The following is a 17,676-nucleotide window of genomic DNA, read 5'->3' as shown; positions in this document are numbered from 1 at the left end:
CTCTTCTTTGAGGTGCAAAGTGTTAAAAAAATATCTTCCCCTGCTGTTGCTCTGTACAGCACCCGCTTTCGCTAAACCCGTTCTGACTGTTTATACCTATGATTCCTTCGCCGCCGACTGGGGACCTGGTCCGGTGGTCAAAAAAGCCTTTGAAGCCGACTGTAATTGCGAACTGAAACTGGTGGCGCTGGAAGATGGCGTTTCGCTTCTCAACCGTCTACGGATGGAAGGCAAAAACAGCAAAGCCGATGTGGTGCTGGGGCTGGATAACAACCTGTTAGATGCCGCCAGCAAAACCGGGCTGTTTGCTAAAAGCGGTGTGGCAGCGGAAGCCGTTAACGTTCCCGGCGGCTGGAATAATGACACTTTCGTACCGTTTGATTACGGCTACTTCGCCTTCGTCTATGACAAGAACAAACTAAAAAACCCGCCACAAAGCCTGAAAGAGCTTGTTGAGAGCGATCAAAACTGGCGGGTGATTTATCAGGATCCGCGCACCAGTACGCCGGGGCTGGGTCTGTTGCTATGGATGCAAAAAGTCTATGGCGATAACGCCCCGCAAGCCTGGCAGAAACTGGCGAAGAAAACTGTCACGGTCACCAAAGGCTGGAGCGAAGCCTACGGCCTGTTTTTAAAAGGCGAAAGCGATCTGGTACTGAGTTACACCACCTCTCCGGCTTATCACATTCTCGAAGAGAAAAAAGATAACTACGCCGCCGCGAACTTTAGCGAAGGTCACTATCTGCAGGTGGAAGTCGCCGCCCGCACCGCTGCCAGCAAGCAGCCGGAGCTGGCGCAAAAATTCCTCCAGTTTATGGTTTCTCCGGCTTTTCAGAATGCGATCCCAACCGGCAACTGGATGTATCCGGTGGCAAACGTCACGCTGCCTGCCAGTTTTGAACAATTGACCAAACCAGCAACCACGCTGGAGTTCACGCCAGCCGAAGTGGCGGCACAACGTCAGGCATGGATTAGCGAATGGCAACGCGCCGTCAGCCGTTAATTCCCGGCTGGTTAATTCCAGGTGTAAGCGCCGCTACGCTTGTGGTGGCGGTTGCGCTGGCGGCGTTTCTCGCCCTGTGGTGGAACGCGCCGCAGGGTGACTGGGTGGCAGTCTGGCAGGACAGCTATCTGTGGCATGTGGTGCGCTTCTCCTTCTGGCAGGCGTTTCTCTCGGCGCTGCTCTCTGTCGTACCCGCGATATTCCTCGCCCGCGCCCTTTATCGCAGGCGCTTTCCGGGTCGGCTGGCGCTGTTGCGTCTGTGCGCAATGACCTTGATCCTCCCGGTGCTGGTCGCTGTTTTCGGCATTCTTAGCGTCTATGGTCGCCAGGGCTGGCTGGCCTCGCTCTGGCAATCACTTGGTCTGGAGTGGACCTTTTCGCCCTACGGCCTGCAAGGCATTTTGCTGGCCCATGTGTTTTTTAATCTGCCGATGGCGAGCCGTTTATTACTCCAGGCACTGGAAAACATTCCCGGCGAACAACGTCAACTTGCCGCACAACTTGGGATGCGCGGCTGGCATTTTTTCCGCTTTGTCGAATGGCCGTGGTTACGTCGACAAATCCCGCCAGTTGCTGCGCTTATCTTTATGCTCTGTTTCGCCAGCTTCGCCACCGTGCTATCGCTGGGGGGCGGTCCGCAGGCGACCACTATCGAGCTGGCTATTTATCAGGCGCTGAGTTACGACTACGATCCTGCCCGCGCGGCGATGCTTGCGCTGATCCAGATGGTGTGTTGCCTTGGGCTGGTGCTGCTGAGTCAGCGATTGAGTAAGGCCATTGCGCCAGGCACCACGCTGCTGCAAGGCTGGCGCGACCCGGACGATCGTCTGCATAGCCGCATTTGCGACACTGTGTTAATTGTGCTGGCGCTGCTGCTATTGCTGCCACCGTTACTGGCGGTGATCGTCGATGGGGTAAATCGCCAGTTGCCGGAAGTGCTGGCACAACCGGTGCTGTGGCAGGCGCTGTGGACCTCGTTGCGTATTGCGCTGGCGGCAGGCGTATTGTGCGTAGTGCTGACCATGATGCTGCTATGGAGCAGTCGCGAACTGCGGGCGCGGCAGAAAATGCTGGCCGGCCAGGCGCTGGAGATGAGCGGCATGTTGATCCTCGCTATGCCGGGGATTGTGCTGGCAACGGGCTTCTTTTTACTGCTCAACAACACCATCGGCCTGCCACAATCTGCTGACGGCATCGTGATTTTCACCAATGCGTTAATGGCCATCCCTTATGCGCTGAAAGTGCTGGAAAACCCGATGCGCGATATCACCGCGCGTTACAGTATGTTGTGTCAGTCGCTGGGCATTGAAGGCTGGTCACGCTTAAAAGTAGTGGAGCTGCGCGCCCTGAAACGCCCACTGGCGCAGGCGCTGGCCTTTGCTTGTGTGCTGTCGATTGGTGATTTTGGCGTGGTGGCATTGTTCGGTAACGATGATTTCCGTACCCTGCCGTTTTATCTCTACCAGCAAATTGGTTCCTATCGCAGCCAGGACGGCGCGGTCACCGCGTTAATTCTGCTGCTACTCTGTTTTCTGCTGTTTACCGTGATTGAAAAAATACCGGGGCGAAATGTTAAAACTGACTGATATCACCTGGCTTTATCACCATTTGCCGATGCGTTTTAGCTTAACGGTAGAACGCGGCGAGCAGGTGGCGATCCTCGGGCCAAGCGGCGCGGGTAAAAGTACCCTGCTGAATTTGATCGCCGGTTTTCTGACGCCAGCCAGCGGTTCGCTGACTATCGATGGCGTTGATCACACCACGACGCCGCCGTCACGCCGTCCGGTGTCGATGCTGTTTCAGGAAAACAACCTGTTCAGTCACCTGACGGTCGCGCAGAACATCGGGCTGGGGCTAAATCCGGGGTTGAAACTGAACGCGGCACAGCAGGGGAAAATGCACGCGATTGCCCGTCAGATGGGGATTGATAATTTAATAGCGCGGTTACCGGGCGAGCTTTCCGGCGGTCAGCGACAGCGCGTGGCGTTAGCGCGTTGTCTGGTACGCGAACAGCCGATTTTATTGCTCGATGAACCGTTCTCTGCGCTCGATCCGGCGTTACGTCAGGAGATGTTGACGCTGGTGAGCACGAGCTGCCAGCAGCAAAAAATGACGTTATTGATGGTGTCGCACAGTGTGGAAGATGCTGCGCGGATCGCCACGCGCTCGGTGGTGGTCGCCGATGGGCGCATCGCCTGGCAGGGTAAGACTGATGAGTTGTTGAGCGGTAAGGCGAGTGCTTCGGCACTATTGGGGATTACGGGTTAAAAGCGCACGGACAGCCCCCTCGCCCCTCCGGGGTGAGGGGAACAAACCAGCGCCGGTGCAAACTATCTCCTAAACCCCAACCACTTTACGCAAAATATCGATATACACCGGCATCAACGGGTGGCGAATTAACACCACCAGCGCCACCACGCCGATGGCAGAAATCAACGGCGTCAGCCACAACAAACGACCGCGCGACAAATAATGACTCAAACGGTCAGTCGCTTTACCGCTGCGCCATAACCGCCAGCACAGCCAGCCCCCAACCCACAAAAATACCGCCGTCGCCAGCAGCAACCATTTAAACTCACCACTCTGCATCCCGGCAGGAATATCGATCGCCGCACCCGCCAGAATCCCCGGCAGGAAGTAAAACGGTGGCCACAGCAGGCAGCCGATAATATTCGGCGTAATAAATTTTGCCACCGGGAGATCCAGCATTCCCGCCACCATTGGCACCAGCGGACGCGTCGGGCCAACAAAGCGACCGACCAGAATGGTGAACATGCTGTGTTGATGCAACGCATGTTCAGTTTTATCGAGTAATGCTTTGTTTTTCTTCAGAAATGACCAGCGATGCAATGGCTTTTTAAAACGCCAGCCCAGCCAGAAAGAGATCCAGTCGCCCAGCAGGCAACCGACGATCCCTGCCAGCCAGGCGTGCCAGAAACTTAACTCGCCACTGCCAATCAGCGCCCCCAGTCCCGCCATTAGCACCGTACCGGGTAAAATCAAACCGACCAGCGCCAGCGACTCCAGAAAGGCCACCAACACCACCGCCATCAATGAATACACGGTGGATTGGGTAATAAAGTGTTCCAGCAATGCTTGCATAATGTGCCTGTCAAATGGACGAAGCAGGGATTCTGCAAACCCTATGCTACTCCGTCAAGCCGTCAATTGTCTGATTCGTTACCAATTATGACAACTTGACGGCTACATCATTCACTTTTTCTTCACAATCGGCACAAAAGACACCCTCTGCCTATCATTCGATAGTCTCAAAATATTCCACCTGCAGAGAATCACGGTGCTCAATGATGCAATAACGCTGGAAATTATTTGCATAATCACTTTTATCATGAAAAAACCATATACAATCGTTTTGTAGACTCGGTCCCATTCCTTTCAAAAAATCTATTAGCTTTGCTTTCTGAAGAAAAATATTATCTATATTTCGCCATGTAACAATCACTCTTGTTTGCATATCATCAACATTATAGTAATAGCTATACTCGGCTACGTTTGATATATTTGGCAAATTTCGCAAACTCTCTGGCGTATAAAGGAAAAATGGGGAAAGTTCATGCTGTGTATAGTGATGTTCCTTTGACATCAATGAGATATAAGCATAGAAAAATATAAAGAATAAAACTAAAAATGATAATAAAATATAAATATATTTTGACATCTCTACTCACGACCTGTGCGGATAATGAGGGTTTAAGAAAAGAAAAAGCGGTCTTTCAAAGGGAGATTCTGAAAACTTTATAGCTCCCGAACTTGATAATGAACTATACAACTCATGATTTATTCTGTTTTTATCTTTATAATAATTAGTAATAGGTCTATTATTATATTGATTATATAACAATGTTGAAAAAGACTCATCTAATGGCTTTATATAATTTAACCATTCTGGAAGCTTCTTTTTTATTAGTTGATTTTTTTTAAAAGGAGGATGGGTTGTAAATAAGAATGGCGTAAACTCAGTATTTTTAAAATTCCCTGGCGCTCCATATGTATCCCATATTTGTAAGGCTTTTGTGTAAGATAAAGGTTTTGCCAATAAAAGTGGATCGGGGCCTGTTCCAAATACACGATAAAAACCAATCAAGTCTGAGACTAAATCTTCTGCACTAAATCCGCTATCAGTATACCAGTTAAAAATAAATGAGTTTTGCCATGCTTCAAACCTCTTCGCAGTTCCATACATTAACGTTAAGGCAACTCTTGCTTTAAGAGTGGGTGAAAGACATGAACGAACCATAACCTTCGTATAAACACCGGTATGAAATGTAAGATCTACTCCTAATATTTTTTCCCGAATTCCCATTTCCTGATGATAATCAACAGGAAAATACCAATCATGAAATTCATCGTAATATGTTGAAAAATGTTCTTGCTCCAATTTTCTTTTTAATATTCTGGCATCTTGTCCCTGAGCATGCCCCAAATCGATCCAACCTAACTCTTCGGTATAAACTAATCCATACTTTTTCGTTGTTGCAAATATTCCATCAGTAATATCGTTACGTTTGCTCATCACAATCTCCCCTCAAAAAAAACGTATAGCAAATAATATCAATAAGGAAAAATATTATTTTTCAATGTTTTTTTGTATACAATTCATTTTATGAATGAATTTACAAAGATAGCTGCGCCTGATACCGCTACACTTTTGCCAGACCATGTTCTCCTCTGAGGGAGTAACTGGCGCTTTTCATAGAATGCCGTACTTTTTTCAACAACTGCCACATCGAACGGCATTTATGGTGGCGTGAAGTGCCTGCCATAACCGCTCAATGTGGTGTTCCTACGATGAACAAACCGCTTGATATATTCTCCTGATACAACCGGACAATATGTTCATGATGGGTATCCCGATACATAAGCCTTCGTTTTATTTTTACAAAAAGAAATCGTTGTCGATATTTTATCAAGAAAAAAATAATTCAGGTAAAACGATTCAACTAAAAATAACTAAAATTAATCCCCCGTGAAATATATAAATAACGTCAGATGAAGAAAGCAAGGGGGGCCCCCCCTTGCTTTCTTATTATTCACATCCAGCCCTAAACTCGCTCGGGCTGGCCCCGGTGCATTTTTTAAATACTCGCGAGAAATAGAGTTGATCGTCAAAACCAACATTGCGACCGACGGTGGCGATAGGCATCCGGGTGGTGCTCAAAAGCAGCTTCGCCTGACTAATGCGTTGGTCCTCGCGCCAGCTTAAGACGCTAATCCCTAACTGCTGGCGGAAAAGATGTGACAGACGCGACGGCGACAAGCAAACATGCTGTGCGACGCTGGCGATATCAAAATTGCTGTCTGCGAGATGATCGCTAATGTACTGACAAGCCTCGCGTACCCGATTATCCATCGGTGGGTGGAGCGACTCGTTAATCGCTTCCATGCGCCGCAGTAACAATTGCTCAAGCAGATTTATCGCCAGCAATTCCGAATAGCGCCCTTCCCCTTGCCCGGCGTTAATGATTTGCCCAAACAGGTCGCTGAAATGCGGCTGGTGCGCTTCATCCGGGCGAAAGAAACCCGTATTGGCAAATATTGACGGCCAGTTAAGCCATTCATGCCAGTAGGCGCGCGGACGAAAGTAAACCCACTGGTGATACCATTCGCGAGCCTCCGGATGACGACCGTAGTGATGAATCTCTCCTGGCGGGAACAGCAAAATATCACCCGGTCGGCAGACAAATTCTCGTCCCTGATTTTTCACCACCCCCTGGCCGCGTATGGTGAGATTGAGAATATAACCCTTCATTCCCAGTGGTCGGTCGATAAAAAAATCGAGATAACCGTTGGCCTCAATCGGCGTTAAACCCGCCACCAGATGGGCGTTAAACGAGTATCCCGGCAGCAGGGGATCATTTTGCGCTTCAGCCATACTTTTCATACTCCCGCCATTCAGAGAAGAAACCAATTGTCCATATTGCATCAGACATTGCCGTCACCGCGTCTTTTACTGGCTCTTCTCGCTAATCCAACCGGTAACCCCGCTTATTAAAAGCATTCTGTAACAAAGCGGGACCAAAGCCATGACAAAAACGCGTAACAAAAGTGTCTATAATCACGGCAGAAAAGTCCACATTGATTATTTGCACGGCGTCACACTTTGCTATGCCATAGCATTTTTATCCATAAGATTAGCGGATCCTACCTGACGCTTTTTTTCGCAACTCTCTACTGTTTCTCCATACCCGTTTTTTTGGATGGAGTGAAACGATGGCGATTGCAATTGGCCTCGATTTTGGCAGTGATTCTGTGCGAGCTTTGGCGGTGGACTGCGCCACCGGTGAAGAGATCGCTACCAGCGTAGAGTGGTATCCCCGTTGGCAGAAAGGGCAATTTTGTGATGCCCCAAATAACCAGTTCCGTCATCATCCGCGTGACTACATTGAGTCAATGGAAGCGGCGCTGAAAACCGTGCTTGCAGAGCTTAGCGCCGAGCAGCGCGCAGCTGTGGTCGGGATTGGCGTTGACACAACCGGCTCGACGCCCGCACCGATTGACGCGGACGGTAACGTCCTGGCGCTGCGCCCGGAGTTTGCCGAAAACCCGAACGCGATGTTCGTATTGTGGAAAGACCACACCGCGGTTGAAGAAGCGGAAGAGATAACCCGCTTATGTCACACGCCGGGCAACGTTGACTACTCCCGCTATATTGGCGGTATTTATTCCAGCGAATGGTTCTGGGCAAAAATCCTGCATGTGACTCGCCAGGATAGCGCCGTGGCGCAATCTGCCGCATCGTGGATTGAGCTGTGCGACTGGGTACCAGCTCTGCTTTCCGGTACCACCCGCCCGCAGGATATTCGTCGCGGACGTTGCAGCGCCGGGCATAAGTCGCTATGGCATGAAAGCTGGGGCGGCCTGCCGCCAGCCAGTTTCTTTGACGAACTGGACCCGATCCTCAATCGCCATTTGCCTTCCCCGCTGTTCACTGATACCTGGACTGCCGATATTCCGGTGGGCACGTTATGTCCGGAATGGGCACAGCGTCTCGGCCTGCCTGAAAGCGTGGTGATTTCCGGCGGCGCGTTTGACTGCCATATGGGCGCAGTTGGTGCAGGCGCACAGCCTAACGCACTGGTAAAAGTTATCGGTACTTCCACCTGCGACATTCTGATTGCCGACAAACAGAGCGTTGGCGAGCGGGCAGTGAAAGGTATTTGCGGTCAGGTTGATGGCAGCGTGGTGCCTGGATTTATCGGTCTGGAAGCAGGCCAATCGGCGTTTGGCGATATCTACGCCTGGTTCGGTCGCGTACTCGGCTGGCCGCTGGAACAGCTTGCCGCCCAGCATCCGGAACTGAAAGAGCAAATCAACGCCAGCCAGAAACAACTGCTTCCGGCGCTGACCGAAGCATGGGCTAAAAACCCGTCTCTGGATCACCTGCCGGTGGTGCTCGACTGGTTTAACGGCCGCCGCACACCGAACGCTAACCAACGCCTGAAAGGGGTGATTACCGATCTGAACCTCGCCACCGACGCACCGCTGCTGTTCGGCGGTTTAATTGCCGCCACCGCCTTTGGCGCACGCGCAATTATGGAGTGCTTCACCGATCAGGGGATCGCCGTCAATAACGTGATGGCACTGGGCGGCATCGCGCGCAAAAACCAGGTCATTATGCAGGCCTGCTGCGACGTGCTGAATCGCCCGCTGCAAATTGTTGCCTCTGACCAGTGCTGTGCGCTCGGTGCGGCGATTTTCGCTGCCGTCGCCGCGAAAGTGCACGCAGATATCCCATCAGCCCAGCAAAAAATGGCCAGTGCGGTAGAGAAAACCCTGCAACCGCGCAGCGAACAAGCACAACGCTTTGAACAGCTTTATCGCCGCTATCAGCAATGGGCGATGAGCGCCGAACAACACTATCTTCCAACTTCCGCCCCGGCACAGGCTGCCCAGGCCGTTCCGACTCTATAAGGACACGACAATGACGATTTTTGATAATTATGAAGTGTGGTTTGTAATTGGCAGCCAGCATCTGTATGGCCCGGAAACCCTGCGTCAGGTGACGCAACATGCGGAACACGTTGTTAATGCACTGAATACAGAAGCGAAGTTGCCCTGCAAACTGGTGCTGAAACCGCTGGGCACCACGCCGGATGAAATCACCGCTATTTGCCGCGACGCGAATTACGACGATCGTTGCGCTGGTCTGGTGGTGTGGCTGCACACCTTCTCCCCGGCCAAAATGTGGATCAACGGCCTGACCATGCTCAACAAACCGTTGCTGCAATTCCACACCCAGTTCAACGCGGCGCTGCCGTGGGACAGCATCGACATGGACTTTATGAACCTGAACCAGACCGCGCATGGCGGTCGCGAGTTCGGCTTCATCGGCGCGCGTATGCGTCAGCAACATGCCGTCGTTACCGGTCACTGGCAGGATAAACAAGCCCATGAGCGTATCGGCTCCTGGATGCGTCAGGCGGTCTCTAAACAGGATACCCGTCATCTGAAAGTCTGCCGTTTTGGCGATAACATGCGTGAAGTGGCGGTCACCGATGGCGATAAAGTTGCCGCACAGATCAAGTTCGGTTTCTCCGTCAATACCTGGGCGGTTGGCGATCTGGTGCAGGTAGTGAACTCCATCAGCGATGGCGATGTTAACGCGCTGGTCGATGAGTACGAAAGCTGCTACACCATGACGCCTGCGACACAAATCCACGGCGAAAAACGACAGAACGTGCTGGAAGCGGCGCGTATTGAGCTGGGGATGAAGCGTTTCCTGGAACAAGGTGGCTTCCACGCGTTCACCACCACCTTTGAAGATTTGCACGGCCTGAAACAGCTTCCTGGTCTGGCCGTACAGCGTCTGATGCAGCAGGGTTACGGCTTTGCGGGCGAAGGCGACTGGAAAACTGCCGCCCTGCTTCGCATCATGAAGGTGATGTCAACCGGTCTGCAGGGCGGCACCTCCTTTATGGAGGACTACACCTATCACTTCGAGAAAGGCAATGACCTGGTGCTCGGCTCCCATATGCTGGAAGTCTGCCCGTCGATCGCCGCAGAAGAGAAACCGATCCTCGACGTTCAGCATCTCGGTATTGGCGGTAAAGACGATCCTGCCCGCCTGATCTTCAACACTCAAACCGGTCCAGCCATTGTCGCCAGCCTGATTGATCTCGGCGATCGTTACCGTCTGCTGGTTAACTGCATCGACACGGTGAAAACACCGCACTCCCTGCCGAAACTGCCGGTGGCGAATGCGCTGTGGAAAGCGCAACCGGATCTGCCAACTGCTTCCGAAGCGTGGATCCTCGCTGGTGGCGCGCACCATACCGTTTTCAGCCATGCGCTGAACCTCAACGATATGCGCCAGTTCGCCGAGATGCACGACATTGAAATCACGGTGATTGATAACGACACCCGCCTGCCAGCGTTTAAAGACGCGCTGCGCTGGAACGAAGTGTATTACGGGTTTCGTCGCTAAGTAGCCGCATCAGGTGTGTAACGCCTGATGCGACGCTGACGCGTCTTATCAGGCCTACACGCTGTGATTTTGTAGGCCGGATAAGCAAAGCGCATCCGGCATTGTTTTCCCCCTCGCCCCTCTGGGGAGAGGGCCGGGGTGAGGGGAAACGACCTCTCAGGAGTCAACATGTTAGAAGATCTCAAACGCCAGGTATTAGAAGCCAATTTGGCGCTGCCAAAACATAACCTGGTCACGCTCACATGGGGCAACGTCAGCGCCGTTGATCGCGAGCGCGGCGTCTTGGTGATCAAACCTTCCGGCGTCGATTACAACGTCATGACCGCTGACGATATGGTCGTGGTCAGCATCGAAACCGGTGAAGTGGTTGAAGGAACGAAAAAGCCCTCCTCCGACACGCCAACTCACCGGCTGCTCTATCAGGCATTCCCGTCCATTGGCGGCATTGTGCACACACACTCGCGCCACGCCACCATCTGGGCGCAGGCGGGTCAGTCGATTCCAGCAACCGGTACCACCCACGCCGACTATTTCTACGGCACCATTCCCTGCACCCGCAAAATGACCGACGCAGAAATCAACGGTGAATATGAGTGGGAAACCGGTAACGTCATCGTAGAAACCTTCGAAAAACAGGGTATCGATGCGGCGCAAATGCCCGGCGTCCTGGTCCATTCTCACGGCCCATTTGCATGGGGCAAAAATGCCGAAGATGCAGTGCATAACGCCATCGTGCTGGAAGAGGTCGCTTATATGGGGATATTCTGCCGTCAGTTAGCGCCGCAGTTACCGGATATGCAGCAAACGCTGCTGGATAAACACTATCTGCGTAAGCATGGTGCGAAGGCATATTACGGGCAGTAATGACTGTATAAAACCACAGCCAATCAAACGAAACCAGGCTATAATCAAGCCTGGTTTTTTGATGGAATTACAGCGTGGCGCAGGCAGGTTTTATCTTAACCCGACACTGGCGGGATACCCCGCAAGGAACCGAAGTTTCCTTTTGGTTAGCGACGGACAACGGGCCGTTGCAGGTTACGCTTGCGCCGCAAGAGTCCGTGGCGTTTATTCCCGCCGATCAGGTTCCCCGCACCCAGCATATTTTGCAGGGTGAGCAAGGCTTTCGCCTGACGCCGCTGGCGTTAAAGGATTTTCATCGCCAGCCGGTGTATGGCCTTTACTGTCGCGCCCATCGCCAGTTGATGAATTACGAAAAGCGCCTGCGTGAAGGTGGCGTTACCGTCTACGAGGCCGATGTGCGCCCGCCAGAACGCTATCTGATGGAGCGGTTTATCACCTCACCGGTGTGGGTCGAGGGTGATATACGCAATGGCGCTATCGTTAATGCCCGTCTGAAACCGCATCCCGACTATCGTCCGCCGCTCAGGTGGGTTTCTATTGATATTGAAACCACCCGCCACGGTGAGCTGTACTGCATCGGCCTGGAAGGTTGCGGGCAGCGTATCGTTTATATGCTGGGGCCAGAGAATGGCGACGCCTCCGCGCTCGATTTTGAACTGGAATACGTCGCCAGTCGCCCGCAGCTACTGGAAAAACTCAACGCCTGGTTTGCGACTCACGATCCTGATGTGATCATCGGCTGGAACGTGGTGCAATTCGATCTACGAATGCTGCAAAAACATGCCGAGCGTTATCGTATTCCGCTGCGGCTGGGGCGCGATAACAGTGAGCTGGAGTGGCGCGAGCACGGCTTTAAAAACGGCGTCTTTTTTGCCCAGGCCAAAGGGCGACTGATTATCGACGGTATCGAGGCGCTGAAATCCGCGTTCTGGAATTTCTCTTCATTCTCGCTGGAAACCGTCGCTCAGGAGCTATTAGGCGAAGGAAAATCTATCGATAACCCGTGGGATCGGATGGACGAAATTGACCGCCGTTTCGCCGAAGATAAACCTGCGCTGGCAACTTATAACCTGAAAGATTGCGAGCTGGTCACCCAGATCTTCCACAAAACTGAAATCATGCCGTTTTTACTCGAACGAGCGACGGTTAACGGCCTGCCGGTAGACCGCCACGGCGGTTCGGTGGCAGCGTTTGGTCATCTCTATTTTCCCCGTATGCATCGCGCTGGTTATGTCGCGCCTAATCTCGGCGAAGTGCCGCCGCACGCCAGCCCTGGCGGCTACGTGATGGATTCGCGACCTGGGCTTTATGATTCGGTGCTGGTGCTGGACTACAAAAGCCTGTACCCGTCGATCATCCGCACCTTTCTGATTGATCCCGTCGGGCTGGTGGAAGGCATGGCGCAGCCTGATCCAGAGCACAGCACCGAAGGTTTTCTCGACGCCTGGTTCTCACGGGAGAAACATTGCCTGCCGGAGATTGTGACTAACATCTGGCACGGGCGCGATGAAGCCAAACGTCAGGGTAATAAGCCGCTTTCGCAGGCGCTGAAGATCATTATGAATGCCTTTTATGGCGTGCTTGGCACCACCGCCTGCCGCTTCTTCGATCCGCGCCTGGCGTCGTCGATCACCATGCGTGGTCATCAGATCATGCGGCAAACCAAAGCGTTGATTGAAGCGCAGGGCTACGACGTGATCTACGGCGATACCGACTCAACGTTTGTCTGGCTGAAAGGCGCACATTCGGAAGAAGAAGCGGCGAAAATCGGTCGTGCACTGGTGCAGCACGTTAACACCTGGTGGGCAGAAACGTTGCAACAGCAACGGCTGACCAGCGCATTAGAACTGGAGTATGAAACCCATTTCTGCCGTTTTCTGATGCCAACCATTCGTGGAGCCGATACGGGCAGCAAAAAGCGCTATGCCGGGCTGATTCAGGAGGGCGATAAACAGCGGATGGTGTTTAAAGGGCTGGAAACCGTGCGCACCGACTGGACGCCGCTGGCCCAGCAGTTTCAGCAGGAGCTGTACCTGCGTATCTTCCGCAACGAGCCATATCAGGAGTACGTCCGCGAAACCATCGACAAACTGATGGCGGGCGAACTGGATGCGCGGCTGGTTTACCGTAAACGCCTTCGCCGTCCGCTGAGCGAATATCAGCGTAATGTGCCGCCTCATGTACGCGCCGCTCGCCTTGCCGATGAAGAAAACCATAAGCGCGGTCGCCCCTTGCAATATCAGAACCGCGGCACCATTAAGTACGTATGGACCACCAACGGCCCGGAGCCGCTGGACTACCAACGTTCACCACTGGATTACGAACACTATCTGACCCGCCAGCTACAACCCGTGGCGGAGGGAATACTCCCTTTTATTGAGGATAATTTTGCTACACTTATGACCGGGCAACTTGGGCTATTTTGAACAAAAAAAGAGTTCGCCAGATACCATTTTGATGCGTGACGAATGCTTTGCCATCCAGTACCATAGCGCCCTTTCCATTCCTGGACCTGAATAACACCACTACCTCATAAGCACGGTAGCGGGTGGTTATTGCCTGCAATTAAAGATATAGAGCCGAACACATATGCCTTTTACACTTGGTCAACGCTGGATCAGCGATACAGAAAGCGAATTGGGACTTGGAACCGTTGTCGCGGTGGATGCGCGAACTGTCACTTTACTTTTCCCATCTACTGGTGAAAACCGTCTGTACGCACGCAGTGATTCCCCCGTGACCCGCGTGATGTTCAACCCTGGTGATACCATTACCAGCCATGACGGCTGGCAGATGCAAGTCGAAGAAGTAAAAGAAGAAAATGGCTTGCTGACCTATATCGGTACTCGCCTGGATACTGAAGAGTCCGGCGTAGCCCTGCGTGAAGTTTTCCTTGATAGCAAACTGGTGTTCAGCAAACCGCAGGACCGTCTGTTTGCCGGGCAGATTGACCGTATGGACCGCTTTGCGCTGCGTTATCGCGCGCGTAAGTATTCCAGCGAACAGTTCCGTATGCCGTACAGCGGCCTGCGCGGTCAGCGTACCAGCCTGATCCCCCATCAGCTCAACATCGCTCATGATGTTGGTCGCCGCCACGCGCCGCGCGTCCTGTTGGCTGACGAAGTGGGTTTAGGGAAAACCATTGAAGCCGGGATGATCCTGCATCAGCAACTGCTCTCTGGCGCTGCTGAACGTGTGCTGATTATCGTCCCGGAAACCTTACAGCATCAGTGGCTGGTAGAAATGCTGCGCCGTTTCAACCTGCGCTTTGCTCTGTTTGATGATGAGCGTTATGCCGAAGCTCAGCACGATGCTTACAACCCGTTCGACACCGAACAGCTGGTGATTTGCTCGCTGGATTTTGCCCGTCGTAGCAAACAGCGTCTGGAACATCTCTGTGAAGCCGAATGGGACCTGCTGGTGGTCGATGAAGCCCATCACCTGGTGTGGAGCGAAGATGCGCCGAGCCGCGAATATCAGGCCATTGAACAACTGGCAGAGCACGTGCCGGGCGTTCTGCTGCTGACCGCAACCCCGGAACAACTGGGGATGGAAAGCCACTTCGCCCGTCTGCGTCTGCTGGACCCGAACCGTTTCCACGATTTTGCGCAATTCGTTGAAGAGCAGAAAAATTATCGTCCGGTTGCGGACGCCGTTGCCATGCTGCTGGCAGGTAACAAACTGAGCAATGATGAACTGAACATGCTCGGTGAGATGATCGGCGAGCAGGATATCGAGCCGCTGTTGCAAGCAGCAAACAGCGACAGCGAAGATGCACAGAGCGCCCGTCAGGAGCTGGTTTCGATGCTGATGGATCGCCACGGCACCAGCCGCGTGCTGTTCCGTAACACGCGTAACGGTGTGAAAGGCTTCCCGAAACGCGAGCTGCACACCATTAAGCTGCCGCTGCCGACACAGTATCAGACGGCTATTAAAGTCTCCGGCATTATGGGCGCACGCAAAAGTGCGGAAGACCGCGCTCGCGATATGCTCTACCCGGAGCGTATTTATCAGGAATTTGAAGGTGATAACGCCACCTGGTGGAACTTCGATCCGCGCGTTGAGTGGCTGATGGGCTACCTGACCAGCCATCGCTCTCAGAAAGTGCTGGTGATCTGTGCCAAAGCTGCCACTGCGCTGCAACTGGAGCAGGTACTGCGCGAACGTGAAGGTATTCGCGCCGCGGTGTTCCACGAAGGCATGTCGATAATCGAACGTGACCGCGCTGCCGCCTGGTTTGCTGAAGAAGACACCGGTGCGCAGGTACTGCTGTGCTCGGAAATCGGTTCTGAAGGACGTAACTTCCAGTTCGCCAGCCACATGGTGATGTTTGACCTGCCATTCAACCCGGATCTGCTGGAGCAGCGTATTGGGCGTCTGGATCGTATCGGCCAGGCGCACGATATTCAGATCCATGTGCCTTATCTGGAGAAAACTGCTCAGTCGGTGCTGGTGCGCTGGTATCACGAAGGTCTGGATGCATTCGAGCACACCTGCCCGACCGGACGCACTATTTACGATAGCGTATACAACGATCTGATTAACTATCTGGCTTCACCGGATCAAACCGAAGGCTTTGACGATCTGATCAAAAACTGCCGTGAGCAACATGAAGCGCTGAAAGCACAGCTGGAACAGGGTCGTGACCGCCTGCTGGAAATCCATTCCAACGGTGGCGAAAAAGCCCAGGCACTGGCAGAAAGCATTGAAGAGCAGGATGACGATACCAACCTGATCGCCTTCGCCATGAATCTGTTCGATATTATCGGTATCAATCAGGACGATCGCGGCGACAACATGATCGTACTGACGCCGTCCGATCATATGCTGGTGCCGGACTTCCCTGGCTTGTCGGAAGATGGCATCACCATCACCTTTGATCGTGAAGTGGCGCTGGCGCGTGAAGATGCGCAGTTTATTACCTGGGAACATCCGCTGATCCGCAACGGTCTGGATCTGATCCTTTCTGGCGATACCGGTAGCAGCACGATTTCACTGTTGAAAAACAAAGCGTTGCCGGTAGGTACGCTGTTGGTGGAACTGATTTACGTGGTCGAAGCCCAGGCTCCGAAGCAGTTGCAGCTCAACCGCTTCCTGCCACCGACGCCGGTACGTATGCTGCTGGATAAAAACGGCAACAACCTGGCGGCGCAGGTGGAGTTTGAAACCTTTAACCGTCAGCTTAACGCGGTTAACCGTCACACCGGCAGCAAACTGGTTAACGCCGTGCAGCAGGATGTTCACGCTATCCTTCAGCTGGGTGAAGCACAGATCGAGAAATCTGCCCGTGCACTGATTGATGCCGCACGTAACGAAGCCGACGAAAAACTGTCTGCCGAGCTGTCTCGTCTGGAAGCTCTGCGTGCAGTGAACCCGAACATTCGTGACGACGAACTGACCGCCATTGAGAGCAACCGTCAGCAGGTAATGGAAAGCCTGGATCAGGCAGGCTGGCGTCTGGATGCCCTGCGTTTGATCGTTGTAACGCATCAGTAACGGAGCCGAAAATGGGGATGGAAAACTACAATCCACCGCAGGAACCCTGGTTGGTTATCCTGTATCAGGATGACCATATTATGGTGGTCAACAAGCCGAGCGGTTTGTTGTCTGTGCCGGGTCGTCTGGAAGAGCACAAAGACAGCGTGATGACGCGCATTCAGCGTGATTATCCGCAGGCAGAATCGGTGCATCGTCTGGATATGGCTACCAGCGGCGTGATTGTAGTGGCGCTGACCAAAGCCGCGGAGCGGGAGTTAAAACGCCAGTTCCGCGAGCGCGAGCCGAAAAAGCAGTATGTGGCCCGCGTCTGGGGGCATCCATCCCCTGCGGAAGGTCTGGTAGATCTGCCGCTGATTTGCGACTGGCCAAACCGCCCGAAACAGAAAGTCTGTTACGAAACAGGTAAACCTGCGCAGACGGAATATGAAGTGGTGGAGTATGCGGCGGATAACACGGCAAGAGTGGTGTTAAAACCGATTACCGGGCGTTCGCATCAGTTGCGTGTGCATATGCTGGCGCTGGGTCATCCGATTCTCGGCGATCGTTTTTATGCATCACCAGAAGCGAGAGCAATGGCACCGCGTTTGTTGCTACATGCAGAGATGTTGACGATTACCCATCCGGCATATGGCAATAGTATGACGTTTAAAGCACCAGCGGATTTTTAATAGTCACGCTGGCGAAGTTCGATAGGCCGGAGAAGGCGTTCACGCCGCATCCGGCAATTTTGCGCCGATTGCCTGATGCGACGCGGGCCGCGTCTTATCAGGCCTTGTATTATCCCTCCTGTGCAGAGAAAATCGGCCAGTTTTCTCTGCCTGCAGTCCGCATGCCGTATCGGGCCTTAGGTTTTCAACCTGTTGCG

13 protein-coding genes and 1 pseudogene are annotated in these 17,676 nt (G+C 53.0%); 9 read left to right on the top strand and 5 right to left on the bottom strand.

Features of this window, described 5'->3' with window-relative positions; genetic code table 11:
* Positions 1–19: 19 nt before the first annotated feature.
* Genes thiB through thiQ form a run of 3 tightly spaced genes read left to right on the top strand, consistent with a single transcriptional unit; the run spans position 20 to position 3,271 of the window.
* Positions 20–1,003 (top strand): thiamine ABC transporter substrate binding subunit, encoded by a 984-nt coding sequence (thiB, locus tag ACJHYW_RS19715; RefSeq protein WP_001361830.1) that lies wholly within the window; start codon positions 20–22, stop codon positions 1,001–1,003.
* Positions 979–2,589: a thiamine/thiamine pyrophosphate ABC transporter permease ThiP gene (thiP, locus tag ACJHYW_RS19710; RefSeq protein WP_000235674.1), complete on the top strand. Its 1,611-nt coding sequence runs from the start codon at positions 979–981 to the stop codon at positions 2,587–2,589. The genes thiB and thiP overlap by 25 nt, the downstream gene beginning before the upstream one ends.
* Positions 2,573–3,271, top strand: coding sequence for a thiamine ABC transporter ATP-binding protein ThiQ (gene thiQ, locus ACJHYW_RS19705; RefSeq protein WP_000916296.1), 699 nt, complete (start codon positions 2,573–2,575; stop codon positions 3,269–3,271). Before thiP ends, thiQ begins: the two co-directional genes overlap by 17 nt.
* 69 nt (positions 3,272–3,340) lie before the next feature.
* On the opposite strand, the gene ACJHYW_RS19700 is transcribed toward thiQ, so the two are convergent.
* From ACJHYW_RS19700 to araC, 5 genes and pseudogenes are all read right to left on the bottom strand, one after another.
* Complete coding sequence (locus ACJHYW_RS19700) at positions 3,341–4,105, bottom strand: DedA family protein (RefSeq protein WP_001148403.1); 765 nt, start codon at positions 4,103–4,105, stop codon at positions 3,341–3,343.
* A 154-nt stretch (positions 4,106–4,259) separates the two neighbouring features.
* Positions 4,260–4,682, bottom strand: a complete 423-nt coding sequence (locus ACJHYW_RS19695; RefSeq protein WP_000049680.1) for a hypothetical protein — start codon at positions 4,680–4,682, stop codon at positions 4,260–4,262.
* A 6-nt stretch (positions 4,683–4,688) separates the two neighbouring features.
* Entirely contained in the window at positions 4,689–5,537 is an 849-nt protein-coding gene (locus ACJHYW_RS19690; RefSeq protein WP_000044498.1) for a hypothetical protein, read from the bottom strand.
* 127 nt (positions 5,538–5,664) lie between these two features.
* A pseudogene (locus ACJHYW_RS19685) lies at positions 5,665–5,804 on the bottom strand (IS630 family transposase); the annotation flags it as partial.
* 246 nt (positions 5,805–6,050) lie between these two features.
* Positions 6,051–6,896 (bottom strand): arabinose operon transcriptional regulator AraC, encoded by an 846-nt coding sequence (gene araC, locus ACJHYW_RS19680; RefSeq protein ID WP_001361831.1) that lies wholly within the window; start codon positions 6,894–6,896, stop codon positions 6,051–6,053.
* A gap of 338 nt (positions 6,897–7,234) precedes the next feature.
* Here araC and araB point away from each other — a divergent pair, with 338 nt between their 5' ends.
* The 6 genes from araB to rluA all read left to right on the top strand — a co-directional run bounded on the left by araB (position 7,235) and on the right by rluA (position 17,479).
* Positions 7,235–8,935, top strand: coding sequence for a ribulokinase (gene araB, locus ACJHYW_RS19675; protein ID WP_000951845.1), 1,701 nt, complete (start codon positions 7,235–7,237; stop codon positions 8,933–8,935).
* A 10-nt stretch (positions 8,936–8,945) separates the two neighbouring features.
* Complete coding sequence (araA, locus tag ACJHYW_RS19670) at positions 8,946–10,448, top strand: L-arabinose isomerase (RefSeq protein ID WP_000151726.1); 1,503 nt, start codon at positions 8,946–8,948, stop codon at positions 10,446–10,448.
* Positions 10,449–10,616: 168 nt separating this feature from the next.
* A complete protein-coding gene (gene araD, locus ACJHYW_RS19665) occupies positions 10,617–11,312 on the top strand; it encodes an L-ribulose-5-phosphate 4-epimerase (RefSeq protein ID WP_000888679.1) in 696 nt (231 codons plus the stop codon).
* Positions 11,313–11,386: 74 nt separating this feature from the next.
* Positions 11,387–13,738: a DNA polymerase II gene (gene polB / locus ACJHYW_RS19660; RefSeq protein ID WP_061093020.1), complete on the top strand. Its 2,352-nt coding sequence runs from the start codon at positions 11,387–11,389 to the stop codon at positions 13,736–13,738.
* 163 nt (positions 13,739–13,901) lie between these two features.
* Complete coding sequence (rapA, locus tag ACJHYW_RS19655) at positions 13,902–16,808, top strand: RNA polymerase-associated protein RapA (protein WP_001117011.1); 2,907 nt, start codon at positions 13,902–13,904, stop codon at positions 16,806–16,808.
* An 11-nt stretch (positions 16,809–16,819) separates the two neighbouring features.
* On the top strand, positions 16,820–17,479 hold the full coding sequence (gene rluA / locus ACJHYW_RS19650; RefSeq protein ID WP_000525176.1) for a bifunctional tRNA pseudouridine(32) synthase/23S rRNA pseudouridine(746) synthase RluA: 660 nt from the start codon (positions 16,820–16,822) through the stop codon (positions 17,477–17,479).
* Positions 17,480–17,676 lie beyond the last annotated feature (197 nt).

It is taken from the genome of Escherichia sp. WS3063 (genome assembly GCF_046486595.1).
In the GTDB taxonomy this organism is placed as follows: domain Bacteria; phylum Pseudomonadota; class Gammaproteobacteria; order Enterobacterales; family Enterobacteriaceae; genus Escherichia; species Escherichia coli.
The sequence above is the reverse complement of the archived record's forward strand: the minus strand, read 5'-3'. Positions and strand labels throughout refer to the sequence as shown.

Excerpts from the sequence above, each read along its gene's own strand:
- thiP (WP_000235674.1), top strand. The coding sequence starts at position 979 with ATGGCAACGCGCCGTCAGCCGTTAATTCCCGGCTGGTTAATTCCAGGT.
- thiQ (WP_000916296.1), top strand. The coding sequence starts at position 2,573 with ATGTTAAAACTGACTGATATCACCTGGCTTTATCACCATTTGCCGATG.
- ACJHYW_RS19700 (WP_001148403.1), bottom strand. The coding sequence starts at position 4,105 with ATGCAAGCATTGCTGGAACACTTTATTACCCAATCCACCGTGTATTCA.
- ACJHYW_RS19695 (WP_000049680.1), bottom strand. The coding sequence starts at position 4,682 with ATGTCAAAATATATTTATATTTTATTATCATTTTTAGTTTTATTCTTT.
- ACJHYW_RS19690 (WP_000044498.1), bottom strand. The coding sequence starts at position 5,537 with ATGAGCAAACGTAACGATATTACTGATGGAATATTTGCAACAACGAAA.
- araC (WP_001361831.1), bottom strand. The coding sequence starts at position 6,896 with ATGGCTGAAGCGCAAAATGATCCCCTGCTGCCGGGATACTCGTTTAAC.
- araB (WP_000951845.1), top strand. The coding sequence starts at position 7,235 with ATGGCGATTGCAATTGGCCTCGATTTTGGCAGTGATTCTGTGCGAGCT.
- araA (WP_000151726.1), top strand. The coding sequence starts at position 8,946 with ATGACGATTTTTGATAATTATGAAGTGTGGTTTGTAATTGGCAGCCAG.
- araD (WP_000888679.1), top strand. The coding sequence starts at position 10,617 with ATGTTAGAAGATCTCAAACGCCAGGTATTAGAAGCCAATTTGGCGCTG.
- rapA (WP_001117011.1), top strand. The coding sequence starts at position 13,902 with ATGCCTTTTACACTTGGTCAACGCTGGATCAGCGATACAGAAAGCGAA.
- rluA (WP_000525176.1), top strand. The coding sequence starts at position 16,820 with ATGGGGATGGAAAACTACAATCCACCGCAGGAACCCTGGTTGGTTATC.